This is a genomic window from Butyricicoccus sp., from assembly GCF_977037065.1.
This window is the reverse complement of record NZ_CDRQNY010000011.1, coordinates 1-24,965: the sequence shown is the minus strand read 5'-3', so window position 1 is coordinate 24,965 and position 24,965 is coordinate 1. Positions and strand designations below refer to the sequence as shown.

Annotated in this window: 27 protein-coding genes and 1 other annotated feature; of the genes, 22 read left to right on the top strand and 5 right to left on the bottom strand. The window is 57.6% G+C overall.

Features of this window, described 5'->3' with window-relative positions:
- Positions 1–12: 12 nt before the first annotated feature.
- Positions 13–1,056 (bottom strand): 3-dehydroquinate synthase, encoded by a 1,044-nt coding sequence (gene aroB / locus ACWVX6_RS05535; RefSeq protein WP_455152585.1) that lies wholly within the window; start codon positions 1,054–1,056, stop codon positions 13–15.
- Positions 1,057–1,278: 222 nt separating this feature from the next.
- Complete coding sequence (gene aroF, locus ACWVX6_RS05530; RefSeq protein ID WP_270478253.1) at positions 1,279–2,295, bottom strand: 3-deoxy-7-phosphoheptulonate synthase; 1,017 nt, start codon at positions 2,293–2,295, stop codon at positions 1,279–1,281.
- Between the two features lie 78 nt (positions 2,296–2,373).
- Positions 2,374–2,624: a binding site (T-box leader), on the bottom strand.
- Between the two features lie 290 nt (positions 2,625–2,914).
- Between aroF and ACWVX6_RS05525 the strand changes: the two genes are divergently transcribed.
- The 21 genes from ACWVX6_RS05525 to tyrS all read left to right on the top strand — a co-directional run bounded on the left by ACWVX6_RS05525 (position 2,915) and on the right by tyrS (position 20,709).
- Positions 2,915–3,811, top strand: coding sequence for a stage III sporulation protein AB (locus ACWVX6_RS05525; RefSeq protein ID WP_455152584.1), 897 nt, complete (start codon positions 2,915–2,917; stop codon positions 3,809–3,811).
- Entirely contained in the window at positions 3,805–4,323 is a 519-nt protein-coding gene (locus tag ACWVX6_RS05520; RefSeq protein WP_418974008.1) for a stage III sporulation protein AB, read from the top strand. The genes ACWVX6_RS05525 and ACWVX6_RS05520 overlap by 7 nt, the downstream gene beginning before the upstream one ends.
- A 13-nt stretch (positions 4,324–4,336) precedes the next feature.
- Complete coding sequence (gene spoIIIAC / locus ACWVX6_RS05515; protein ID WP_110436696.1) at positions 4,337–4,531, top strand: stage III sporulation protein AC; 195 nt, start codon at positions 4,337–4,339, stop codon at positions 4,529–4,531.
- A gap of 2 nt (positions 4,532–4,533) precedes the next feature.
- Positions 4,534–4,920: a SpoIIIAC/SpoIIIAD family protein gene (locus ACWVX6_RS05510; protein ID WP_455152583.1), complete on the top strand. Its 387-nt coding sequence runs from the start codon at positions 4,534–4,536 to the stop codon at positions 4,918–4,920.
- Positions 4,917–6,029 (top strand): stage III sporulation protein AE, encoded by a 1,113-nt coding sequence (locus ACWVX6_RS05505; RefSeq protein WP_455152582.1) that lies wholly within the window; start codon positions 4,917–4,919, stop codon positions 6,027–6,029. The genes ACWVX6_RS05510 and ACWVX6_RS05505 overlap by 4 nt, the downstream gene beginning before the upstream one ends.
- Positions 6,026–6,502 (top strand): ubiquitin family protein, encoded by a 477-nt coding sequence (locus tag ACWVX6_RS05500; RefSeq protein ID WP_118480210.1) that lies wholly within the window; start codon positions 6,026–6,028, stop codon positions 6,500–6,502. The genes ACWVX6_RS05505 and ACWVX6_RS05500 overlap by 4 nt, the downstream gene beginning before the upstream one ends.
- The gene (locus ACWVX6_RS05495) at positions 6,499–7,044 is read left to right on the top strand and encodes a hypothetical protein (RefSeq protein WP_455152581.1); all 546 of its coding nucleotides are present in this window, start codon (positions 6,499–6,501) and stop codon (positions 7,042–7,044) included. The genes ACWVX6_RS05500 and ACWVX6_RS05495 overlap by 4 nt, the downstream gene beginning before the upstream one ends.
- A 30-nt stretch (positions 7,045–7,074) precedes the next feature.
- Positions 7,075–7,605 carry a SpoIIIAH-like family protein gene (locus ACWVX6_RS05490; RefSeq protein ID WP_455152580.1) on the top strand — a complete coding sequence of 177 codons (531 nt, stop codon included), beginning with the start codon at positions 7,075–7,077 and terminating at the stop codon, positions 7,603–7,605.
- A gap of 103 nt (positions 7,606–7,708) precedes the next feature.
- A complete protein-coding gene (locus ACWVX6_RS05485; protein WP_110436702.1) occupies positions 7,709–8,155 on the top strand; it encodes an Asp23/Gls24 family envelope stress response protein in 447 nt (148 codons plus the stop codon).
- A 156-nt stretch (positions 8,156–8,311) separates the two neighbouring features.
- The gene (nusB, locus tag ACWVX6_RS05480; protein WP_270478263.1) at positions 8,312–8,791 is read left to right on the top strand and encodes a transcription antitermination factor NusB; all 480 of its coding nucleotides are present in this window, start codon (positions 8,312–8,314) and stop codon (positions 8,789–8,791) included.
- On the top strand, positions 8,784–9,713 hold the full coding sequence (locus tag ACWVX6_RS05475; RefSeq protein WP_118761543.1) for a tRNA (adenosine(37)-N6)-threonylcarbamoyltransferase complex transferase subunit TsaD: 930 nt from the start codon (positions 8,784–8,786) through the stop codon (positions 9,711–9,713). The genes nusB and ACWVX6_RS05475 overlap by 8 nt, the downstream gene beginning before the upstream one ends.
- A gap of 98 nt (positions 9,714–9,811) precedes the next feature.
- Positions 9,812–11,086, top strand: coding sequence for an exodeoxyribonuclease VII large subunit (xseA, locus tag ACWVX6_RS05470; RefSeq protein ID WP_118761544.1), 1,275 nt, complete (start codon positions 9,812–9,814; stop codon positions 11,084–11,086).
- A gap of 1 nt (position 11,087) precedes the next feature.
- Entirely contained in the window at positions 11,088–11,324 is a 237-nt protein-coding gene (gene xseB, locus ACWVX6_RS05465) for an exodeoxyribonuclease VII small subunit (protein WP_161273833.1), read from the top strand.
- Positions 11,321–12,205 (top strand): polyprenyl synthetase family protein, encoded by an 885-nt coding sequence (locus tag ACWVX6_RS05460; RefSeq protein WP_455152579.1) that lies wholly within the window; start codon positions 11,321–11,323, stop codon positions 12,203–12,205. The genes xseB and ACWVX6_RS05460 overlap by 4 nt, the downstream gene beginning before the upstream one ends.
- An 835-nt stretch (positions 12,206–13,040) precedes the next feature.
- Positions 13,041–13,625 (top strand): hypothetical protein, encoded by a 585-nt coding sequence (locus ACWVX6_RS05455; protein ID WP_455152578.1) that lies wholly within the window; start codon positions 13,041–13,043, stop codon positions 13,623–13,625.
- A gap of 46 nt (positions 13,626–13,671) precedes the next feature.
- Positions 13,672–15,549, top strand: a complete 1,878-nt coding sequence (gene dxs / locus ACWVX6_RS05450) for a 1-deoxy-D-xylulose-5-phosphate synthase (RefSeq protein ID WP_455152577.1) — start codon at positions 13,672–13,674, stop codon at positions 15,547–15,549.
- Entirely contained in the window at positions 15,524–16,345 is an 822-nt protein-coding gene (locus tag ACWVX6_RS05445; RefSeq protein ID WP_382738989.1) for a TlyA family RNA methyltransferase, read from the top strand. The genes dxs and ACWVX6_RS05445 overlap by 26 nt, the downstream gene beginning before the upstream one ends.
- Positions 16,342–17,193 carry an NAD(+)/NADH kinase gene (locus ACWVX6_RS05440; protein WP_118285992.1) on the top strand — a complete coding sequence of 284 codons (852 nt, stop codon included), beginning with the start codon at positions 16,342–16,344 and terminating at the stop codon, positions 17,191–17,193. The genes ACWVX6_RS05445 and ACWVX6_RS05440 overlap by 4 nt, the downstream gene beginning before the upstream one ends.
- Before the next feature lie 33 nt (positions 17,194–17,226).
- Complete coding sequence (locus ACWVX6_RS05435; RefSeq protein WP_118761548.1) at positions 17,227–17,682, top strand: arginine repressor; 456 nt, start codon at positions 17,227–17,229, stop codon at positions 17,680–17,682.
- Positions 17,683–17,700: 18 nt separating this feature from the next.
- On the top strand, positions 17,701–19,380 hold the full coding sequence (gene recN, locus ACWVX6_RS05430) for a DNA repair protein RecN (protein WP_118761549.1): 1,680 nt from the start codon (positions 17,701–17,703) through the stop codon (positions 19,378–19,380).
- Between the two features lie 105 nt (positions 19,381–19,485).
- On the top strand, positions 19,486–20,709 hold the full coding sequence (gene tyrS, locus ACWVX6_RS05425) for a tyrosine--tRNA ligase (protein ID WP_118761550.1): 1,224 nt from the start codon (positions 19,486–19,488) through the stop codon (positions 20,707–20,709).
- Positions 20,710–20,792: 83 nt separating this feature from the next.
- Here tyrS and ACWVX6_RS05420 read toward each other — a convergent pair whose 3' ends face one another.
- Positions 20,793–21,707 (bottom strand): AEC family transporter, encoded by a 915-nt coding sequence (locus tag ACWVX6_RS05420; RefSeq protein WP_455152576.1) that lies wholly within the window; start codon positions 21,705–21,707, stop codon positions 20,793–20,795.
- Positions 21,708–21,750: 43 nt separating this feature from the next.
- On the opposite strand from ACWVX6_RS05420, the gene ACWVX6_RS05415 reads away from it, so the two are divergent.
- A complete protein-coding gene (locus ACWVX6_RS05415; RefSeq protein WP_455152575.1) occupies positions 21,751–22,605 on the top strand; it encodes a LysR family transcriptional regulator in 855 nt (284 codons plus the stop codon).
- Positions 22,606–22,617: 12 nt separating this feature from the next.
- Here ACWVX6_RS05415 and ACWVX6_RS05410 read toward each other — a convergent pair whose 3' ends face one another.
- On the bottom strand, positions 22,618–23,616 hold the full coding sequence (locus ACWVX6_RS05410; RefSeq protein ID WP_455152574.1) for a D-isomer specific 2-hydroxyacid dehydrogenase family protein: 999 nt from the start codon (positions 23,614–23,616) through the stop codon (positions 22,618–22,620).
- A 5-nt stretch (positions 23,617–23,621) separates the two neighbouring features.
- A complete protein-coding gene (locus ACWVX6_RS05405) occupies positions 23,622–24,815 on the bottom strand; it encodes an aminotransferase-like domain-containing protein (protein ID WP_455152573.1) in 1,194 nt (397 codons plus the stop codon).
- Between the last annotated feature and the right edge of the window lie 150 nt (positions 24,816–24,965).

Here is a 24,965-nt window from a genome sequence, read left to right as displayed (position 1 = left end):
GCTGCTCCCTCCTTACAGCTTCAGAACGTATTCGTGCAGCTTTTCTGCGTCAATCGGCGTAATTTCCGCCCGACCGGCTTCGCGCACGAGGATAAAGTTGACCGTTGCACCGAATTTCTTTTTGTCCGACAGCAGAGCATTAAAGATGGACTCGCGGTCGTATTTCAGCTCGGTCGGCAGACCGATGTGCTTCAACAGGTCGATGAGCGGCGCTGTCAAATCCTCGTTGCCCAGCAGAGCGGACAGCCGCATCGCTGCCACCATGCCGATCGCCACTGCCTGACCGTGGGTGAGGTCGGTGTAATTGCCCAGCTTTTCCGCCGCATGTCCGATGGTGTGTCCAAAGTTGAGGATCATGCGCAGACCGGTGTCGTGCTCGTCGATGGCAACTACATCACGCTTGATCTTAACGCACTCGTAAATGATATTTTCAATATTCGTCTTGTAGTCCGACTGAGAAACCATCGTCAGGATTTCCCGGTTGGAAATGTAGCCGTACTTGACGACCTCGGCCATGCCGTCCGCAAAGGTGCTGTCCGGCAGGGAAGCGAGCACGTTCGGGTCGATGAGCACGAGCCGCGGCTGATAGAACGCGCCGACGAGGTTTTTGCCCTCGGGCAGATCCACGCCGGTCTTGCCGCCGACCGAGGAATCCACCTGCGCGAGCAGCGTGGTCGGAATCTGGCACAGTGATACGCCGCGCAGGAAGGTCGCCGCCGCAAAGCCGGTGATGTCGCCGACAACACCGCCGCCGAGCGCGATAATCAAATCCTTGCGGGTCATGCCGGCGGCCAGCAGATCATGGTAAATGCCCTCAACCGTGGAAAGCTGCTTGTGCTCCTCACCGGCGGGAATAACCGTGTGCGTCACCGGCAGGGAGAACTGCTTTTCCAGCTTCTCGAGATACAGCGGCGCTACCGTTGAATCCGACACGATATGCACGCGGCTGGGCGAAAAGGTTTCGAGGATTACCGTGCCCGCGTGGTCCAGCAATCCGGTTTCGATATGAATTTCGGACACGCCGTTCGCGCCCGTCAGACTCAGCGTTTCTGCCAATTTAGACAACCCCTTGTTAGATAGAGATATTTAGAGAAAGAGTGAAGAGCCTATGCAGAGAGTGAAGAGTGTAGAGTTGAGAGTGGAGATAAGGTGACGCTTCGCGTCTTATTTAATCATCGCGCACTGCGCGATACCACATCTTCACTCTTCACTCCTCACTCTCCACTCTATTAGAAGCTCTTCACTCTCAGACCTCAGTTTTTACTTATTATAATAGAATTAAATCTCGCGGTCAACTGCCGCTGCAACAGCGCGCAGTGCGTTCATGGTGTGGTGGAACGAATCGTAGGTCAGCGACTGTGCACCGTCGGACAGAGCGTGTGCAGGATCGTTGTGAACCTCAATCATCAGACCGTCTGCGCCGGCTGCAACAGCAGCCTTTGCCAGCGGCTCGACCATCCAGTAAATGCCGCCTGCATGGGACGGATCAACGACGACCGGCAGATGGCTCATGCGCTTGAGCACCGGAACGGCGGAAATATCAAGCGTGTTGCGGGTGTACTTCTCGTAGGTGCGAATGCCGCGCTCGCAGAGGATAACGTTCTCGTTGCCGCCCGCCATGATGTACTCGGCGCTCATCAGGAACTCCTCCATGGTGTTTGCGAAGCCGCGCTTGAGCAGGATCGGCTTGCGGGTCTGGCCGAGTTCTTTCAGCAGCTCAAAGTTCTGCATATTGCGTGCGCCGACCTGGAAGCAGTCGCACTTGTCCATGAAGATGTCGATGTGCGCCGGATTGGTGATCTCGGTAACAACCGGCAGACCGGTTGCCTCATGCGCCTTGTGCAGCAAGTCCAGACCCTCAGCCTTCAGACCCTGGAAGGAGTACGGGGAAGAACGCGGCTTCCACGCACCGCCGCGGAGAACGGTAGCGCCGTCCGCCTGCACATGCTTAGCCACGTCGATGATCTGCTCCTCGCTTTCGACAGAGCACGGACCTGCCATAACGACCAGCTTCTTGCCGCCGACAACAACGCCCGGTGCAATCTCAACGACAGAGTTGTCCGGATGGAACTTGCGGTTTGCCAGCTTGAACGGCTCCTGCACCTTGATGATGTTCTCAACCTGCGGGTCAAGCATGAGTGCGTCCTTGTCAACAGCGCCGGTGTCGCCGACCAGACCGATAACGATAGTGCCCTCGCCGTAGATCGGGTTTGCCTTTACGTTCCAGCGCTCGATATGCTGGGACAGCTCCTCAACGTGTTCGTGGGTCGTGCCCTGCTTCATAATGATGATCATGTTGTGTATCTCCTTTATATAGGTGGTATTTGCTGTTTGTCACGGCAGAATGGGTATAAAAAAAGCCCTTCATCCACAAAGAGGGACGAAAGACAAACGGTTCCGCGGTACCACCCACATTCGGCATCATAATGCCGCACTTTTTCGGATACAAATATATCCTATCCCTGTAACGGAGGAAATCCGTCAGCGCCTAATTCGATAGGGTTCAGCGCCGCAGCTCAGGAGGGAACTTCATCGTACCGGCGTCTGCGTCCGTTTCCAGTCATGCCGGACACTCCCTGAAAGCCGCACGTGGAACGATTACTTTCCTCTGTCATCGCTTTGTGCAATATTTGTGATTATTATATCGCTGGACGGGCGAGTTGTCAATGACTGATTTGACATGGTTCGATGAAAAAATGCATAAATTTTCATGTATTCTGACAAGTTCCTGACCTTCCGCACGTCAAGCGGATGTGTAATGAACCGCCGCAGGGCGGGATGAGGTCACCCTGTCCTGCAATACAGATTGGCAATGAAGGATAATGGTCAATCACAACATTCATTTTCCATCCTCAATTCTCAATTTGCCATTCTACTTTGGTAATCTGCGGCATAGTCTGTAGTGGTGATGAAAATGGACAAACGAAAAGCGTCCTTCCGGCAGGCGATTTCGTGCCTGCCGCCGATACGGCGGGCGCAGCTGGAGCGGCTGGACAGGCCGGAGGACATCGAGGAATTACGCTTTCGCGCGGGACAGCCGCCTGCGGCGAAAACAGCCGTTGGAGAGCGGCCGCTCCCTCTTGAGGCGGTCACATCGGCGGAGCTGCGCGAGATGCTCAGCCGCGCAGCACAGTATTCCGTACATAGTTATACAGACAGTCTGCGGCACGGCTTTCTGACGTTATCCGGCGGGCACCGGCTGGGCATCTGCGGCACAGCCGCCGAAGAGGACGGCCGCGTTCTTGGGGTGCGCGGCCTGAGTTCAATCAACCTGCGCATTGCACATCAAGCTGAGGATTTACAGGCGCAGATTGCCCGTTGGATAGGAACGGACGAGCCGCAGTCTGCCTTGCTCCTGTCACCGCCGGGATATGGCAAAACGACCTTGCTGAGAGAGTGGGTGCGCTATTTCTCCGACCGCGGTTTCACTGCCGCGATTGCGGACGAGCGCAGCGAGATTGCCGCTCTTGCGGACGGTGTACCGCAGCTTGCGGTCGGGCGCTGCACGGATGTGATGGAAGGCTGCTCGAAATGGCAGGCGGCGGTCATGCTGCTCAAAACCATGTCGCCTGCCCTGCTCGCTCTTGATGAAATTACTGCGCCTGAGGACGCAAAGGCGGTATCGCTCTGCACGCACTGCGGAACGGCAGTGATTGCGTGTGCACACGCGGCCGGACTGGATGATCTGCGGCAGCGGCCGATCTACCGTGAGCTGCTCGCGCTCGGCGCATTTCATCAGGCGGTTATTATCGAAAAACGGGACGGACAGCGGGTCTACCGCATGGAACGATGGGAGGAGACGAAATGTTAAAGCTGATCGGTTCGGTGATGGTGTTCGGCTCATGTGCGGCGCTCGGACTGTCCGCACGGCAAAATCTGCGGCGCAGAGTGGCAGCGGCAGACGCGATGCTGCTTGCGCTCGGTCTTATCCGCAGCGAGATTTCCGGAAGACGGACACCTATGCCGGAAATTGTCGGTCTGCTGGCGGAAAACGAGCAGCCGATCGTCCGCAAAGTCTTTCGCACGCTGCAGCGCCGCCTGCGGGAGCAGAACGGCCTGTCGCTCGGCTACCTGTGGCGCAGCACCTTGCGGGACTGCCGCGCACAGGTCGGACTGGGCACGCAGGAATGCGACATTCTGTGCGACGCCGCAAACTACTTAGGTCGCTACGATGCGGACGAGCAGCTGACCGGACTGTCGCAGGTGGAGCGGCGGCTGGCGGCCTCGCGGGAGGCGGCGCAGGAGGATTTGGCAAATCGGGGAAATCTGTACCGGACCTGCGGCATTGCGCTCGGTCTGCTGGTGATTCTGGTGCTGATCTAAGCGGAGGAAAACGATGGATGTTGATCTGATTTTCCGCATTGCGGCGGTAGGAATTTTAGTGGCGGTGCTCGGACAGCTGCTCTCCCGCTCGGGCAGGGAGGAGCAGGCGCTGATGACGACACTCGCGGGTTTAATTGTCGTTTTGATGCTGATTGTTCAGGAAATCGACCGCCTGTTCACCATGATGAAAAATGTATTTGGGTTTTGACGATGGAATTAGGATTGATTTGCGGCATTGTCCTTGCGGCGCTCACGCTGTCGCTGGTGCTGAAAAAGGACGCGCCCGCTATCGCGTTTCTGCTGGTGCTGACGGCAGGCGTGATCCTGCTTTTGCGGGTGTTCAGCGCAGCCGGAAGCGCGGCGCAGCGGTTTTCCGGTCTGCTCTCGCAGTGCGGCTTGGATTCCGCGCTGTATCTGCCGGTGTGCAAGGCAGTCGGTGTGGCGGTCGTGGTGCGGATCGCAGCCGCGCTTTGTCGGGACGCCGGTCAATCCGCGCTTGCCGCCAAGATGGAGATTGCAGGCGCTGTCCTGACGTTTTCCGTGTGCCTGCCGCTTTTCGAGCAGGTGCTCGACCTTATCACGGAGTGGGCGGTATGAGCAAACGCAAACTGGCGCTGAATGCCATTCTCGTGCTCCTGTTGTGCCTGCCGTTCGCGCATGCGGCTGTGAGTGAGGAACAGGTGCAGTCAGTCGGCGGCAGCAGTCTGACCGATGCCATGCCGGACAGCGCCCGGCAATACCTTGACGGCGTATCGCCGGAAAACGCGGACACGCTGTCGGATTCGGTCTCCCGCGTGCTGGAAAACATGACCTCGGACAGCCAAAGTGCGATTCAGACTGCACTTGGCGGACTGTTGCGCGTAGCTGTAATTGTGCTGCTGGCCTCGGCTGCGCGCGGCTTTTCTGCGGCGGCGGGCGGCGAGGCCAACGGCTGGATCGACATGGCGGCGGCACTTGGCTGTGCGGCAGTGCTCCTGCGGGATTTCACGGGTGTGCTGTCGCTCTGCCGCGACACGCTCGACCAGATCGGCGTGTTTTCGGGCACGCTCCAACCGGTGCTCGCCACTGTACTTGCGACCGGCGGCAACACGGCGACCGCAACGGTTTTACAGGCGGCGACTATGGTGGTGTTTGATCTTGTGATACGGCTGGTGAACGCCCTGCTTGTTCCGGCGGCGTGCGCGTATCTTGCTATCACGGCGGTGGATGCCGCGGCGGGCAACGGCATGCTGCGCGGCATCGCGGACGGCATAAAAACCCTGACCTCGGGTGTACTTAAACTCATTTTAACGCTGTTCACCGCATATCTTGCGATAGCGGGCGGTGTTTCCGGCAACGTGGACCGCATGACGCTCAAGACCGCGAAACTTGCGGTGTCCGGTGCGGTTCCGGTGGTCGGCGGTGTGATTTCGGACGCGACCGAAACCATGCTGTCCGGTGCGGCTCTGCTGCGCGGCTCAATCGGCATTTTCGGGATGCTGTGTGTAGCGGCTATCTGCTTTGTGCCGTTCGTTCGGGCGGGAGCAAGCTATTTGTGCTACAAGGCGGGTGCAGCCGTGCTCTCGCCGCTGTGCTCGGACGACATGAAGCGGTTCCTCGAAAACGTAGGCACCGGCTTTGGTCTGCTGCTCGGCATGCTGAGCACCTGCTGTATGATTTTATTCCTCGAACTCGTGTATATGGTGGCGATGGTGAAACCAATATGACTGAATTACTGCAAACGATATTACTGCGCGTGACGATCGCGGGAGCCGCGTCTGCGGTGGCGCTCAAGCTGGCAGGCGGCGGGGCCTTAAAAGAGGTTGTGCGGACAGCCGCCGGTCTGCTCATGCTGCTGGCGCTCCTGCAGCCGCTGGCGGGACTGCACTTGCTGTCGTGGAACTGGCAGAGCAGCGTCTCGCAGAGCGACTTAGACGAAATGCAGGCGCGCAACATGCAGACCACGATGAGCACGGTCGCGGCGAGCATTGCGAAGGCGGTGCAGCAGCGTGCAGAGGAAGCCGGTATTCCGTGCACGGTGAATGTGGAGATGGCAAATGACGCGGACGGCTTGCTGCAGGTCGATAAAGTGACCGTGTACTACGACAGTACAGCGGCGAATCGCCTGTCCGAGCTGCAAAGTCTGCTGACCAAGGAATGCGGCGTACCCGCAGAACGACAGGAGCTGATCGCAAGATGAAACTGCCGGATAACGAAAACTTAACTGCCGTCAAGGAGAAAATCCTGCCGGTTTTGAAGAAATATCGGGCCGTGCTGGCGGTATTGCTCGCGGGCGTGCTGCTGCTCACCTCGGGGCACAGCGGAAACACGGAGCAGGTGCAGACCGTAAGTACGGATACAACGGTTTCGCAGTCGTTCGACCTCAACGATTTTCAACAGGAACTGGAGACGAGGCTTTCGGGGATTTCCGGCGCCGGTCGTGTGGAGCTCATGCTGTCGCTCGACCAGACCGAGGAATCGGTCTACGCGGTCAACACCCGCCAGACAAGCGGGAGTGACAGCCGCAGTCTGGAGAGCGATGTCAGCGTGGTATCGAACGGCAGCTATGGCGAAACGCCCGTGACGGTCAAGCACGTTCTGCCGGTATTCCGCGGTGCGGTTGTGCTGTGCGATGGCGCAGATGACGCATCCGTTCGGCTGTCCGTCACACAGGCGGTCAGCACGGTGTGCGGCATCGGCGCAGACAAAGTTACGGTTCTGAAAATGAAATCCGATACATAAGGTATACCAATTCGTTAGGAGGGCAGGCAGATGAAGAAGATCAAAAAACGCGGAGCGGTCTACGGTGTGATCGCGCTGCTGCTGTGCGCAGCGGCTTATCTGAACTGGAGCTACGTTGACACGCCGGAGGACCTTCTTGCGGCGCAGCAGACCGACGCGCAGGCGGATACGCAGACCGATGCCTCGGCGGACAATGCCGCCGGTGAGAGCGATTACTTTGCGTCCTCGCGGCTGACGCGCACGCAGGCGCGAGACGAAGCGGTGAGCACACTCAAGGAACTCAGTGAGAGCGACACCGCAGACCAGAGTGCAAAAGACGATGCGGCGGCACAGATTTCCGCACTGGCGGACGACACGGTGGCCGAAGCCAACATCGAGAGCCTGATTCGCGCCAAAGGCTACGAGGACGCAGTTGTGATGCTCGGTGACAGCAGCGCGAATATCGTGGTAGCGCCGCCGGACGGTGGTCTGCAGGCTGAGGACGTGGCTGTTATCCGCGATATCGTTATCTCGGAGACCGGCATGACAGCGGGGCAGATCAAAATCGTGGAAGCATCTTAATGAACATCGTGTATTTTTACTTTGCTTTTTACACAAACTGTGCTATAATGCTCTTAGACAATACCGGATGATGGGATTGTCTCAAAAAAGGAGAGTGAGCACTATGGCAGATCACAAGGAGTACTGGTCCACCGAAAGCGATCAGGGCTCTATCCGTATCTCTGAGGACGTTGTTGCGTCTATCGCAGCACTGTCGGCCTCGGAAACCAAGGGTGTCAGCGGTTTGTATTCCAGCCTGACGAGCGACATTGTCGGCTTTATCAGTAAAAAGAATTTGTCCAAGGGCGTCCGTATCGAACTCGGCGATGATGATACCGTTAAGGTAGAGATCGGTTTCCTCGCACTGTTCGGCTACAACATCTGCGATGTGGCAAAGGAAGTGCAGGAGAACGTCAAGTCCTCGATCGAGTCCATGACCGGTCTGCGCGTTGTCGAGATCAACGTGCATGTCGGCGGCGTGACCTTCAAGCCGTCCGCTTCGGCTGAGGAAAAGGCCGAGCCGGCACCGTCCGAGACCGAAACTCCGGCGGAGACGGCAGACGCCGAGTAACATAAGCAAAACAGGCATGGTTGCGGCTGTGCCTGTTTTTTGTTGTCCGGTTTTATGAAATATGGAATACCGCCTTGCGTTTTGCCCGAAAATAGGATAAAATAGTTATACTGAATAATAGGCAAAATTTGCGTAGAATATAGGAGGTCCTGCCGCATGTGTGTGATGAGCAGAACAAAAGCAAGAGAAATTGCGCTGCACCTGATTTTTGAGATGGGGTTCCAGCAGTTTGAAGAAGAAAATCTGAACGAGCGACTGGATGAGGAAATCATGAAGTCCATCAGCGGCGATATCGCACTGTATGCGGGCAAGCTGAGCGAGGAACAGACCGCGTATATCCGCACCGTGGTAAAGGGCGTGGCGAACGACCTGCCGGTGCTCGATACCATTATCGAGGCCAATTCCAAGGGCTGGTCGCTCAACCGCCTGTCCCACATGACGATCGCGGTACTGCGTCTGGCGCTCTTTGAGATGCGCGATGTGGACGACGTTCCGGTCGGCGTAGCGATCAACGAGGCTGTTGAACTGGCGAAGAAGTACGACACCGAGGATGCCGCTTCTTTCATCAACGGCGTGCTCGGCTCTGCCGCTCGTGCAGAGTTCCCGCAGGGAAAGCAGGAGAGCACCAATGCCTGAGCGCTTTCTGGGAATTGATACGTCCAACTACCGCACGTCGGCAGCGATTTACAACGCCGAGACCGGTGAGTGGGTCAACCGCGGCGGACTGCTGACCGTGCCGGAAGGCGCGATCGGTCTGCGCCAGTCGGATGCGCTGTTCCAGCATACCGTGCGTCTGCATGAAAAAATCGAGGCTCTGCCGCAGGGAGAGGTGCGCGCCATCGGCGTCAGCACCCGTCCCCGCGCGGTGGAAGGCTCGTATATGCCGTGTTTTCTGGCAGGAGAGAGCGTCGCGCGGAGCGCGGCGCATTTGCTTTCCGTGCCGCTTTTTACCGTGTCTCATCAGCAGGGACATATCGCGGCAGCGGCGTTGTCGGCTGGCAAGCTGGATTTGCTTGACGGCGAATTCCTGGCGTGGCACCTGTCCGGCGGCACGAGCGAGTTGCTGCATGTGAAGTGCGGCGCGGACGGCCTGCCGGACTGCACCTGCATCGGCGGTACGACCGATCTTGCAGCCGGTCAGCTGCTCGATCGCGCGGGAAATCTGCTCGGTCTGCCGTTCCCGTCCGGCGGCGCACTGGATGCGCTGGCGCTCACCGCCGAGCCGGAAAAGGGCTTTACGCCCAAGGTAAACGAGTGTAAATTCTCGCTCTCCGGTATGCAGAATCAGGTAGAGAATAAATTCAAGAGCGCCGAGCCAAAGCAGATGGCGCGTTTTGCGCTCGAGACCGTGGCAAATGCCGTTATCAAAGCCACCGAGCAGGCGCGCGAGCAGTATCATTGCCCGATTTTGTGCGCAGGCGGCGTCATGGCCAGCCAGATCATCCGTGCCCGCATGAATAAACGGTTCGGCGGGGAGATCTCCTTCGCGGAGCCGACACTTTCGGGAGATAATGCTGTGGGCGTGGCAGTGCTGGCGGCAAAACTCTGTAACAGATAGGAGGTAGGAGTTCGGTGGTAGGGATGGAAAATTGAAAATGGAGGATGGAAAATGAACCAAACTCCTCAGTCCTGCCTCCTCACTCCTAACTTGTTGGAATGGCAACGATTTACACAGTATCTCAATTAAACAATGAAATAAAGGACTTGCTCGATGCGGTTCCCGGCTACCGCGGGTTAATGGTGCAGGGCGAAATCTCGAACTATAAGGCGCATTCATCCGGACACCACTACATGACGCTCAAGGACGAAAATGCGGCCATCAATGCGGTCATGTTCCGTTCGGACGCGATGCGGCTGAAATTCCGTCTGCAGAACGGCATGAAGGTCATCGTCAAGGCGCGCGTCAGCTCGTTCCCGCGCACAGGCGCGGTGCAGCTTTACGTCTCCGAGATCATTCCGGACGGTGCGGGTGCGCTCAACCTTGCGTTTGAGCAGCTCAAGGCTAAATTGCAGGCGGAAGGCCTGTTCTCCGAGCGGTACAAGAAGCCGATTCCGTCCTGTCCGGACAGTATCGCGCTCGTAACCTCGCCGACCGGCGCGGCGGTGCGCGACATGATCCGCATTCTCGGCAGGCGTTGGCCACTGGCCAAGGTTGTGCTCTATCCGGCGCAGGTGCAGGGACAGGGCGCGGCGGAGAGCATTGCACGCGCGATCGCTCTGGCGAATGCCATCGGCGAAGCAGATGTCATTCTGTGCGGTCGGGGCGGCGGCTCGATGGAGGATTTGTGGGCGTTCAACGAGGAAGTGACTGCCCGGGCGATTTTTGCCTCCGAGATTCCGGTGATTTCCGCGGTCGGTCACGAGCCGGATTTCACGATTGCGGACTTTGTTGCCGATCTTCGTGCGCCTACGCCGTCCGGTGCGGCGGAGCTTGCCGTGCCTGACAGAGCCGAGTACGCGCTGCACTTACGCACACTGGATGCCCGCCTGCACACGGCGGCGCACCGCAGAACAGAGCAGCAGAGAAAGCTGCTGGACGGTCTGCAGGAGCGACTGTCAAACCGCACACCGATGAAATACATCGAGGAAAAACGCCTGCTGCTGACCCAGACCGAGGAACGCTTGTTTTCGGCGGTTCCGGCGCGGCTGGAGACCGAGCACAACCGACTGAACGGACTGCGGCAGCGCCTGCTCGCGGCAGGACAAAGCGGCCTGCATCGCCGTAAACTGCGGTTTGCACAGACCGTAGCGACACTCGACGCAATGAGCCCGCTGCGCGTTCTGGGACGCGGCTATGCGGTAGCGACCAAGGGTGTCAAGCACACGGTCGTAACCGATGCAGCGGCGCTCAAGCAGGGAGACACTCTGCATATTCAATTCGCAAAAGGTGCGGCGAACTGCCGCGTGACCGATATCGAGGAGGACAAGTAACATGGCGGAAAGAACATTTGAAAGCCAGATGGCACGTCTGGAAGAGATCGTGCGGCTGCTCGAGCGCGGTGAAGCGCCGCTGAACGAAAGCATGAAGCTGTTTGAAGAGGGCACCAAGCTGTCCGCGTCCCTCGGCAAGCTGCTGGACAAGGCCGAGCAGAAGGTCACCGTCATGCAGGAGAACATGCAGGGTGAACTCACAGAGCAGCCATTTGCGGCAGAGGAGGAAGCAAAATGACGTTTTCCGAGCAGTTAAAGGCAGATATTGCGCTCATTGAACCTGCACTGGAGAAATACCTCTCGCGGGAGACCGGCGAGGGTTACGACCGCATTTTCGAGGCTGCAAAGTACTCCGCGATGGCAGGCGGCAAGCGCCTGCGTCCGGTAATCGTGCTGGAATTCTGCCGCCTGTGCGGCGGTGATATCGAGAAAGCGCTGCCGTTCGCGTGTGCGCTTGAGATGATCCATACCTACTCGCTCATCCATGATGACCTTCCGTGCATGGATAACGACGACTTGCGCCGCGGCAGACCGACCTGCCACAAGGCTTTCGATGAAGCAACGGCGGTCCTCGCGGGTGACGGACTGCTGACGGCGGCTTTTGAGACGGCTTCGGCGGCAAAGGATGTTCCGGCGGAGACCATCGTGCGCTGTATTCGCATTCTGGGCGAAAACGCAGGCATGAACGGCATGATCGGCGGTCAGGTGCTCGATATGGGTGCCGAGCATCGCAAAATCTCGCTCGATGAGCTGCGTTTGCTGCAGAAGCTCAAGACCGGGTGTCTGCTCCGCGCCGCATGTGAACTCGGCTGTGCGGCCGCCGGTGCGACTGACGAGGACACTCTCGCTCGGGCACGCGCTTACGGCGAAAAGCTGGGTCTGGCGTTCCAGATTGAGGACGATATCCTCGATATCGAGGGAGATGCCGCAACACTCGGAAAATCCATCGGCAAGGATGCGGCAAGCGAGAAATCCACGTTTCCGTCTCTGCTCGGTCTGGAGGAATGCCGAGAGCTTGCGGCAAAGCTGACCGAGGAAGCAGTGAACGCGGTAAAACCGCTGGACGGTCATGCATTCCTTGTCGAACTGGCACGCAGCCTGACCGGCCGCACCAGGTAAGACACACATTCACATAAAATTTACACACATTTCTTGAATATTTATGCGTTCTGTGTTAATATAACAGATAAGTGACGTAGTATCCTAGTCAGTTCATGCGATTCCCAAGACGGGCCTAAAAATCCGTAGACGGGCATATCGATGAAGTCTCTGGTGTTTGCTTCTTACGCCCAGTTTGGGGTGGATGCTGGAGGTTAAGGCTTGAGGGCGCGCTTCAATGGCATGAAGTACCGACCCTCCTGCCGTGGAGACCCGTGACTGTCGGATGCCTATAGCATTTCACAAGAGATTGATGGACGTCCAACGGCACGGGATGAAACCTGCAATGCGGTGCAGCGGAAGTTACAAAGGATTGATCACCGACGTAAGGACCAAAGTGCTGTGTGCAGTGTAGCCTGCCTTGAGTGGCCATGGTGAATAAGGTATCCGCCTGCGGTTTCCCGGCCAGGAATGCCGCGGGAATTGACTTTTGAAACCATGTCTGCAAAAGAGGCTAAGAATCGTTTTGACTGTAGTGGAAATCACCTAGGCTATTCTAACGAGGCAGACCGTGGATTGCAGTGCGGACTCAGTGGCAATTCGGTCCCGAACATGGTAACATCTCGGCACGGACTTTAATGGGAAACCCCCTTGACGGCGACGCGAGGCAGTCCGCGGGGAAAACCAACCGAACCTCAAGCCGCAAGATTTACTCGGTCTGCCGTCACTTACCTTAATAAAGAAACCGCGAAAGCGGTTCATATAGACGCTCCGGCGGCGGAATTTGCGGTTTGCCGCAATTTTCTGCTATTATGGAATAAATCCGGGGCAAAAATCGGTGAAGGAGTTATCTTCAGTGGATACGACCGACAAACAAAAGAAAAAAACGCCGCAAAAGCCCAAGGCTGTTAATACCGCATGGGTCAGCTTGATCACCGTCATCAGCTTTGCGCTGAGCGTGGTCATGTCCTACATTTCAAACGAAGCGCTGGCCAGTGCGGGTACGATTCTGTCCTTTGCGGTGCTGCTGCTCTTCATTGCACTCGGCATTGTGTTTGACATGATCGGCGTAGCATCCACCTCGGCGACCGAGAAGGAGTTTCACTCGATGGCGGCACACCGTGTGCGCGGTGCGCGCGAGGCGGTCTGGATGGTGCGAAACGCAGAGAAGGTTTCCAGCATCTGCAACGATGTGGTGGGCGATATCTGCGGCATTATCTCCGGTGCGACCGGAGCACTTATTGTTGCACATATCACCTCAGGCGTGAGTGCGGGACTCAAGGTTGCGGTATCTCTGCTGATTACCGGTCTGGTTTCAGCACTGACCATCGGCGGCAAGGCAGCCGGCAAGGGCATCGCGGTGATGTGCAGCAGCAAGGTGCTGGCGCTCTGCGGACGCGTGCTGTCCGTTCTGCCGCTCAAGCTGGATAACAGAAAGTAACAAAGATATTTTAGATAAATCTGCCTTTCCAAAGGTGGGGATATTGATGAAGCAGAAACGATACGGAATTTTAGACAATATAAGCAGTCCTGCTGATTTGCGCGGACTGTCGTACGACACACTCGGCGTGCTGTGTGCGGCGCTGCGCGAGTTCATCGTGGACTCGGTGTCGCAGACCGGCGGTCATCTGGCGTCCAATCTGGGCATTGTAGAGCTGGCTGTCGCACTTGAACGCGAGTTCGACTCCTCGCGCGACCGCATCATCTACGATGTAGGTCATCAGTGTTATGTCCACAAGATCCTGACCGGTCGGCGCGACCGCTTTGACACGCTGCGGCAGTACGGCGGTCTGTGCGGCTTTATGAAGCCGGAGGAGAGCATCACCGACCCGTGCATCACGGGACATGCCTCGGATTCGGTTTCGGTGGCGCTCGGCATGGCGCATGCACGCACGCTTAAAAACCAGAAGTACCACGTTGTCGCGGTCATCGGCGACGGTGCACTGACCGGCGGCATGGCATATGAGGCGCTGAGCAGCGCCGGCACCTCTCGGGAGCCGCTGCTCGTGGTGCTCAACGACAATAATATGTCGATCGCCAAGAATGTCGGCGGACTCAGCCGCCATTTGTCCCGCCTGCGCGTCAGCCCGCAGTATCTGCGTGCAAAAACCCGCATTAAGGAGCGACTCAGCCGCATTCCGGGCGGCGGAACGATCACGCGCGCGGTTTCGCGCTTCAAGGCGAAGATCAAGCGGGCTGTCCTGCCGACCTCGCTGTTCGAGCAGATGGGCTTTACTTATCTCGGTCCGGTGGACGGTCATGACCTCAAGAGCGTGTGCGAGTTCCTGGCACTGGCGAAAAAAATGAAAAAACCGGTTCTGCTGCATGTTATGACACAGAAGGGCAGAGGCTATGCCCCGAGTGAGCAGTATCCGGAGAAATACCACGGCGTTTCCAAGTTTGACCGCGTAACAGGCGCACCGCTTGCCGCGAAGAAGGAGGATTTTTCTGCGTTCTTCGGCAAGGAGCTTTGCGCACTCGCTGAGAAGGATAACCGCATTTGCGCGATCACGGCAGCTATGCCGTCCGGCACGGGACTGACCCGCTTTGCCGAGAAATTCCCGGAACGCTTTTTCGATGTCGGCATCGCCGAGGAGCACGCCATCGGTATGGCGGCCGGTATGGCGGCACAGGGACTGGTGCCGGTAGCGGCCATTTACTCGACCTTCCTGCAGCGTGCCTATGACCAGATCGTTCACGATATTGCAATCGAAGGTCTGCACGTTGTCCTGTGCGTGGACCGCGCGGGCATTGTCGGCGCGGACGGCGCAACGCATAACGGTGTGCTGGATATCGCGTTCCTGCGGTCTATCCCGGGTGTGAAGATTTTCTGTCCGTCCGACTTTGCGGAACTCCGAGTCATGCTGTCCCGTGCGATTTACAGGGAGACCGGACCGGTCGCTATCCGTTACCCGCGCGGCAGCGAAGGCGCGTACCGCAGGGAGCTGTCGGCGCAGCCGCTCGTGTGCGTACACGAGCAATCCGGCAGTGAGGTGACGATCGTCACACACGGCATTATGATTAATCAGGCGATCGACGCCGCGGAAATCCTCATGCACGAGGGCATCCGCGCACAGGTTTACAAGGTAAATGAAATCGGCAGCGGACTGGAACAGGCGTATGCCGAGGTGAAGGAAAAGCTGGGCGGCTGGTGTGTCGTTGCGGAGGACGTTGTGCCGAACGGCAGCGTCGGTGAGTGGCTTGCCGCGCACCGCAGCGAGCGCACCGATCTGCTGAACACCGGCGACCGCTTTCTGCCGCACGGCGGCGTAAACGAGCTGTACCGTCACTGCGGCATTGATGCCGAGGGCATTGCGGCATATATCATGAAAAATCGGAATGGGAAGGAGAACGGCGTTGGCTAAGAAGAGACTGGACGTATTGCTGTTTGAAAAGGGCCTTTGCCCCTCACGGGAGCGTGCAAAGACTGCGATTATGGAGGGAATTGTCTACATTGCAGGCCAGAAGGCGGGCAAAGCAGGCGATATGGTTGACGAAAACGCCGAACTGGAGGTTCGCGGCAACGAGAACGCATTTGTGTCCCGCGGCGGCAAGAAGATCGAGAAGGCGCTCAACTACTTTAACATCGACCCGACCGATCTGGTCGTGATGGACGTTGGCGCATCGACCGGCGGCTTTACCGACTGCCTGCTGCGCCGCGGTGCGCGCAAGGTGTATTCCATTGACGTTGGCTACGGCCAGCTGGCGTGGAGTCTGCGGCAGGATCCGCGTGTAAAGTGCATGGAGCGCACCAATATCCGCTATGTAACGCCGGATATGCTGGAAGAAACGCCATCGCTGTGCGTCATCGACGTGTCGTTCATTTCCCTCAAGCTGGTACTGCCGGTCGTTTCCAGCCTGCTGACCGAGGACGGCCATGTTGCCAACCTTATCAAGCCGCAGTTTGAGGCCGGCAAAGGCAAGGTCGGCAAAAAGGGCGTTGTCCGTGAGCCGGAGATTCACCTCGAGGTGCTGCAGAATTATGTGGAAAACGCGCACGCGGCAGGCTTTAAGGTGCTGGATGTGACGTTTTCTCCTATCAAAGGCCCTGAGGGCAACATCGAATTTCTCGGCTATCTGGCAAAACAGGGCGAGGAGCACATTCCGGATCTGGCGGAGGTTGTCCGTCAGGCACATGAGGAGCTGGACGCAAAGGCATGATGAAGAACATTTTCATCTATCCCAATCTGCGCAAGGACAGCGCACGCGATATCCTGCAGCCGGTGTGCGATCAGCTGCGGCGTGACGGTGTGCGGCTTATGCTGCCCAAGCAGATGCGGGTCGTGCCGCCCATCATTGAGGACGCGGATTACATGAAAACCGAGGACGCTGTGCAGTTTGCGGATATGGCGGTCGTGCTTGGCGGAGACGGAACCATGCTCCGTCTGGCGAGAGAGGCGGCGCAGAATCAGCTGCCGCTGCTCGGCATCAATGTCGGTCACGTCGGCTTTATGACCGAACTGGAACCGGCTGAACTGCCCGAAATGGAAAAGCTGTTCACCGGTGAATTTTCACTGGACAGCCGCATGATGCTGCACGTTGCCGTGCAGCGCGGCGGGCGTATCGTGTACGAGAATGACGCGCTCAACGACATTGTTATCGCAAAGGGCACCGCGTTCCGCGTGGTGCGCGTTGGTATTTCGGCAGACAACGAGGAGGTCACCCGCTTTAACGGCGACGGCGTTATTGCAGCCACGCCGACCGGTTCGACCGCCTACGGTCTGTCGGCAGGCGGCCCGGTCATTGAGCCGAGCGCGGAGAACATCGCTGTTATTCCCATCTGTGCGCACGCACTGGCGGCAAAGTCGTTCGTGTTTGCGCCCGAGCGCAGCGTATCCATCACCGCAGCCTGTGAGGGCGGCAGTGAGGTGTTCATTTCGGCAGACGGCGGACAGGGCTTTGCCGTGCGGCCGGATGATCGGGTCATTATCACCCGTTCCGACCTGCAGACGCGGCTGATTCGTCTAAAAGGCAATAGTTTTTATCGAATTTTACAGCAGAAGCTGTGAGAGGCGCTGCTATAAGAGAGGAAAACGCGAACGATGAAGTTTCAACGACAGGCAAAAATCCTCGATCTCATCGACCGGTTTGAGATTGAAACGCAGGAGGATTTGACCGCACATTTGCGGGCACTTGGCTACAACACCACGCAGGCGACCATTTCGCGCGATATTAAGGAGCTGCGGCTTATCAAGACGCTCTCCTCGGAGACCGGTAAGTACAAGTATACCTCCTCGAACGCCGGTGCGGCGGATAGCTTCACCACGCGTCTGCGCAACATTTTCCGTGAATGCGTCACGGATATTGATGCGGCGCAGAACATGGTCGTCATTAAAACACTGCCCGGTCTGGGTCAGGCGGCGGCAATGGCGATTGATGCCATGCGCGCACCCGATGTGGTCGGCACGCTTGGCGGCGACGATACCGTATTTGCCGTTATGCGCGATAACGACAGCGCGCAAAAGTTCTGCGAACAGGCAAGAGACATTCTAAAGTAAGCGAGGGATAAGGCGGCAATGCTGCAATTACTCCACATTGAAAATATAGCGGTCATCGAACGTGCAGACATCGAACTCGATAAGGGTTTGACCGTGCTTTCCGGCGAGACTGGCGCGGGCAAGAGTATCGTTATTGATTCGATCGGTGCGCTGCTCGGCAAGCGCGTCAGCCGCGACTTAGTGCGCTCGGGTGCGCAGAAGGGCTTTGTCAGCGCGGTATTCACCGATCTGCCGCGTGCTCTGCGCGAACTGCTTGACGAGTTTGCACTTTCCGGTGACGAGCCTGACACGCTGTACGTTCAGCGGCAGATTTCCGCAGACGGCAAGAGCACCTGCCGCGTGAATATGAAACCGGCCAGTGCGGCTGTCCTGCGGCAGCTGGCGCCGTACCTGATCGACATTCACGGTCAGAATGACGGCCAGAAGCTGCTCGATGAAGCGCATCACATCGAATATCTGGACGGCTACGCAGGCTGTGCCGAAATACTCGAGCGATACCGCCCGAAATATCAGGCGCTGGTGACACTACGGCGGGAAATTACTGCGCTGGAGACCGGCGAGCAGGAACGCCTGCAGCGCATCGATATGCTGACCTTCCACAAGGAGGAAATCGAGCAGGCGGCACTTAAACCCGATGAGGATGAGGCGCTTGCACAGCGCAAGGCGTATTTCGATCACGCGGGCAAGATCGCGGGTGCACTCGAGCAGGCGCGTATGGCGCTCTCGGGTGACGATGAAATTGCGGGTGCGTGTGAATTGCTCGATCAGGCGGCAAACGCCATCGAGAGCCTGCGCGAAGTGTCGGATGCCTTCGACGGCATGGCCGAGCAGGCCGAGGAAGTGCGCCTGCTGGCGGCAGATTTGCGCGACAGCGTGGCAAGTCAGGGGGACAATCTGGACTTTTCTCCGGCGGAGCGCGAGATGGTCGAGCAGCGCCTGGACGAAATCTACCGTCTGAAGCAGAAATACGGCGGTACGATTCCGGAAATCCTCGCGTACCTCGAGAAGATAACCGCCGAGCTGGATACACTCGAGAATGCGGACGACCGCAGGGAAGAACTGCGGGAGCAGTACCGCGGTATGCTTGCGGAAGCCAAGGGCATCGCGGCGGAACTCACCGAGCAGCGCCGCAAGGCTGCAAAGCAGTTGGAGAGCGAAATCGTGCGCGAGCTGAGTGAACTGGACATGGACAAGGTGAAAATGCGGGTTGCGGTCCGTACCGGAACTAAGCTGTCCGCGCACGGCTGCGACACCGTGACGTTTGAGATTTCGGTCAATCCGGGTGAGCCGGAAAAGCCGCTCTCCAAGGTAGCCTCCGGCGGCGAGCTGAGCCGCATCATGCTGGCGCTCAAAAACGTATTGACAGCGGGCGAAGATGTTGGTATGCTGATTTTTGACGAGATCGACACCGGCGTTTCCGGCCATGCGGCTCAGCAGATCGGCCGCAAGCTGTCCGCGATTGCGAAAAAGAAGCAGACACTGTGCGTTACCCATCTGCCGCAGATTGCCGCCATGGGCGACCACCACCTGCGTATTTCCAAATCCGTGCGGGACGGCCGCAGCTACACCGATGTCAGCCCGATGGACAGAGCACACCGCGTAGACGAAATTGCACGTCTGCTCTCCGGCGAGGAAATCTCGGATGCAGCACGCCGCAATGCAGAGGAACTGCTCGATGCGGCCGGACAGGGGGCGTGAAGCCGTGGTAATCATAGACGAACGCAGAAAAGAGCGTGCTCCATAACGGTATTCGGACTCTTTTATCATAGAATGCAAACAAATTGAAATACAGGAGACAGAATAATGCAGCTTTACGACGAACTCAAAGCGCGTGGTCTGATCGCGCAGGTAACGAACGAAAAAGAGATCAGCGAGATGATCAACAACGGCAAGGCCACCTTCTACATCGGCTTCGATCCGACCGCGGACAGCCTGCATGTTGGCCACTTTATGGCGCTCTGCCTGATGAAGCGCATGCAGATGGCAGGCAACAAGCCGATTGCGCTGATCGGCGGCGGCACCGCTATGATCGGCGACCCGTCCGGCCGTACCGATATGCGCTCGATGATGACCGTCGAGACCATCCAGCACAACTGTGACTGCTTCAAGAAGCAGATGGAGCGCTTCATCGAATTCGGTGAGGGCAAGGCGCAGATGGTGAACAATGCCGACTGGCTGATGAACCTCAACTACATCGAGTTTATCCGCGACATCGGCTCGTGCTTCTCGGTTAACAATATGCTCCGTGCCGAGTGCTTTAAGCAGCGCATGGAGAAGGGTCTGAGCTTCCTCGAGTTCAACTACATGCCGATGCAGTCCTACGACTTCTACTACCTGTTCAAGAACTACGGCTGCAACATGCAGTTCGGCGGCAACGACCAGTGGAGCAACATGCTCGGCGGTACAGAGCTGATCCGCCGCAAGCTGGGCAAGGACGCGCACGCGATGACCATCACTCTGCTGCTCAACTCCGAGGGCAAGAAGATGGGCAAGACCGCTTCCGGTGCCGTTTGGCTCGATCCGAACAAGACTTCTCCTTACGATTTCTACCAGTACTGGCGCAATGTCGATGATGCAGACGTGCTCAAGTGCATCCGTATGCTGACCTTCCTGCCGCTTGAGGAGATCGAGGCGATGGATAACTGGGAAGGCGCACAGCTGAACAAGGCAAAGGAAATCCTCGCATACGAGCTGACCGCTCTGGTACACGGCAAGGAGGAGGCTGAAAAGGCACAGACCGCTGCCAAGGAGATCTTCGTTTCCGGCGGTGCGGCTGCCAACATGCCGACCACCACGCTGACCGACGCGGACTTTACCGACGGCCAGATCGGCGTGCTGACGCTGCTCGTCAAGTGCGGCCTTGCAGCCTCCAACGGCGAGGCGCGCAAGCTGGTGCAGGGCGGCGGCGTATCGTTGGACGGTGAAAAGGTCACGGACTTCAAGCAGCAGCTTGCCAAGGACTTCTTTAACGAGGAGTGCATGATCAAGAAGGGCAAAAAGACTTTCCATAAGGTTGTTCTGGGATAATGTCTGTCGCGGAACGACGTTTTCAAGAAGACGCAAAGAAGCGGCACAGACCGATCGGTCTGCGCCGCTTTTGTTATCTGGTTTTAGGAAAGAAAGCGTTCAGCCACCAGCATTACCAGCGGAAGCGTTGCCACGGACAGAATGGTGGACAGGCATACATACGACACCGCCTGCCGGTAATCCTGATCGAACTTCTGCGCGAAGATAGCTGTGCTGCTGGCAACCGGCGTTGCCGCTGCGATCAGCGTAATCAGCGTGATCTCGCCGCGGGCAAAGGGAAACAGCAGGAAGATGAGCACTGTCACCGCCGGAACGACAAGCAGACGCACGGCAGAGACAACGTACAGCCTTGCACTCGCAAACAGGTCGCGCAGGCGTACTTTGGACAGGTAGAAACCGAGAATGATCATCGCCAGAGCAGTATTGGCGTCCGCAATGTAGCTGATCGTGCCGGTGACGACCGAGGGCAGTGTCGGCTGAGTCACAAACAGGATAAGACCGATTACCATGGAAATGAAAACCGGGTTGACGAACACCATTTTCAGATTGATGGTTTCCTTTTTGCCTGATATAATAACAATACCGTACGTCCACTGCAGCAGATTGACAAGCGTGCTGTACGAGACAACGTAGAACGCCGCCTCCGCGCCAAACACGGCTGTGACGAGCGGAATACCGATGAAGCCGGCGTTGCCGAACGCGACCGCAAAGTTTTCAATCCGGTGCCGAGTGCCGCAGGTGAGGTACGCCACGCCGATGGACGCGGCAAACGCAATCACCGCGATAACGGCCGAAATGCCCATGGCACGCAGCTTGTCCATGCTGAACTCGGACATGTAGCTGCGCAGGATAACACACGGAATGACCGCGTACAGCAGCACGTTGGACAGATCACGGCTGCCCTGTTCGGTTATCATGCCGCGGCGGGAGAGGAGCAGACCGAGCATCATCAAAAGAAACATGATGATCGTCTGCTGAAGCAGAATTTGAGTAATCATAAGGGGAATTTTCCTGTACTTTCATAGAATGGAGGGGAACGCGATGGAATTATATCAGCTTCGGCAGTTTGCCGCCGTAGCAAAATACGAAAATATGACGCGCGCCGCCGAGAGCCTGAACGTGGCACAGCCCGCTGTATCCAAAACCATACGGAATCTGGAAAGCGAGCTGGGAGCCGAGTTATTCGAGCGAACGGGAAAGGGATTGCGTCGCACCGAGCAGGGAGATATCCTGCTGCGGTACGCACGGACGATACTGGAAGCTGAGCGCGACGCACGCGGCGAAATCGAGGAGAGCCTGCACCGGACAGGTGGTCTGTGCATCTGTGCGCTGTCGTGCGCGGAGCGTATCAGCGAGATACTCGCGGGTTTTTCCACCGAGTACGGCAATCTGGATCTGCGCATCAGCAGTACGCCCGAGGGCAGCGATCTGCTGCTCGATTCCGCGGTATCGCGGGACGAGGTGCCTGCGGGTGCCGTCCTGCTGTACGATGAGGAGATGTGCGTGGCTGTGCCCGAGGGACATCGGTATGCCGATCGGGAAAGCGTATCACTGACAGAACTTGCTGACGACCCGTTTATCGCGCTGAGCAATTCGCAGTCGTTCCGACAGATTTCCGAGCATATTTTTCGGTCAGCCGGTGTGGAGATGCACGCCGCTATCGAGTGCGACAGTGCGGCGCTGCAGATTCGTCTGCTGTCGTGCGGCATGGGTGTTGCACTGGTCGCGTCCGGCGAGTGGCGGCAGGTCTGCGAGGACGCAGGCGTGCGCCTGCTGCACATCAAGGACGCACAGTGCCGTCGGCATATCTATGTGCAGACGCTCGGACGGTTCCGCACGCAGAGCATTCGCGCGTTTACCGCGTATCTGGAGCGGTATTTTGCGCAGATGACGTAAATTCGCGGCAGGTCATGCGGCGTGGACCTCAAGAGGAACTTTTTCACCGAGTTCAAACTGATGCAGGCTTTCGAGCGAGCACTGAACCATATCGAACACCGCCTGATCGGTGAAGAACGCAACATGCGGGGTAACGATAGTGTTCTGGAAGGATTTCAGGATGATGTAATCGTGGTTGGTGACACGGCTGTTGTAATTGTGATCGACGCGGATCACGTCATCCTCACCCTCAAAGCAGTCCACGCCGACCGAGCCGACACGGCCGGACTCAATGCCGTCGATCAGAGCACGGGTGTCGATCAGAGCGCCGCGTGCGCAGTTGATGATGACAACACCCGGCTTCATCTGCTGAATAGCCTCGGTGTTGATCATGTGGTAGGTGCTGTCGTTGAGGAAGGTGTGCAGTGTGATGACATCGGACTGCGCGTACAGCGACTCGAGCGAAACGTACTCCACGCCCATCTGCTGCATCTCCTCAGACGGATACGGGTCGTGCGCGATGATGCGGCAGCCGAAGCCGGACAGGTTGCGGATAACGGCCTTGCCGATGCGGCCGGTGCCGATAACGCCGACAGTCAGGTTCTGCATCTCCATGCCGCGCGCCGCGCCGGATGCACCGAGCGAGTAGTCTGCGGTATGCGAGCGGAACATGATGTAGCCGGCCTTGCGGATGCACATCAGCATGAGCATAACCGTGTAGTTGGAAACCGCATACGGCGAATATCCGGCGTGCGATACGCGGATGCCGAGACGCTTTGCGGCTTCGAGGTCTACATTATCGTAGCCGATGGTGCGCAGGGCCACATAGCGGACACCGTTCTCGGCCAGCTTTTCCAGAATCGGTGCAGGCAGGTCGCAGGTGCAGGAAATGCCGTCATAGCCGCGGGTCAGCGCAACATTATCGAGGGTCAGCGTGTCCTTCTGCAGCGTAAGATCCATATTAAGCGACTGACTGAAGTGATCGAAGAACGCGCGTTCGTCCGGACGGGCGTTGAATGCCATAACTTTCATTTTTATTACTCCTTGATCCATTCGTGGGTGAGCTTGCCGAGAATTTCGATGCCCTTGACGATCTGCTCATCGGTCGGGGTAGAATAGTTGAGGCGGAAGGCGTTCGACACCTGCTTTTCGTCTGCCAGGAACGCCGAGCCGGGCACGCAGAGTACACCGCGCTGAATCGCCTCGCGGACAAACGGCTGCGAATCCATGCCGTCCGGCAGGAAGGCCATGGCGAACAGGCCGCCCTCCGGCTGCGAGAACGTGACCGCCGGATGGAAGGTGCGGCGCATGGTATCGAGCATGAGATTGCACTTAGCGCGGTATACGTCACGCGCTTTGTCGAGGTGCGCGGCAAAATCGTACTTGGTCATGTACTCGTTGCAGACATATTGGAACAGCACGTTAGAGTGCACATCGGTGGTCTGCTTGGCGATGGTCAGCGGCATGGTGAGCGACTTGTTGAACACAAGGAAGCCCAGTCGGAACGCAGGAGCCATCACCTTGGAAAAGCTGCCTGCATACAGGACGCGGCCTTCGGTGTCCATCGACTTGATGGTCGGCACATCCTCGCCGGAGAAGCGCAGCTCGCCGTACGGGTTGTCCTCAAGGATGGCGATATCGTACTTGCACGCGAGTTCGTACACCTTTTTTCGCTTTTCAAGCGTAGTCGTGATGCCGGACGGGTTCTGGAAGGACGGGATCGTGTACAGCAGCTTGGCCTCGGGGTGCGCCTTGAGAGCGGCCTCGAGCGCATCCGTATCCATGCCGTCCTGCTGCATCGGAATGCCGATCAGCTTGGCGCCATACGAGCGGAATGTGTTCAGGCAGCCGACAAAGGCCGGGTCCTCGGTCAGAATGACATCGCCTTCGTTTACCAGAACCTTGGTGGTCAGGTCAGCGCACTGCTGACCGCCGGACAGGATGAACAGCTCATTTTCCTCAAAATCAAAACCCTGTGTGCGGGTGAGGTAGTCCTTCATCGTATCGCGCAGCGGCGTGTAGCCCTCGGACAGACCGTACTGCAGAACAGAGACCGGTGCGTCCTTCATGACGTCCGCGATGATGTCCGCAATCTCGGGCACCGGGAAGGTCTCTGCGGACGGGTTGCCACCGCCGAACGAGATCATGTTCGGATCCGTGCCCAGCTTGAACAGCTCACGGATGGCCGAGCCGTGCACATCGTTCATACGGTTGGAAATTTCATACTGCATATCTATCGCTCCTGTTAAGATTTGGAATACAAGAAAACAAAAAGGTGCTGAAACCCCTTAGTCGGTAGGTTTCAGCGCCTTTGCTGATGGTTCTATTGTAAACCTGCACAAGAAATTTGTCCAATATCTGTTGTTTATGACGATATAACA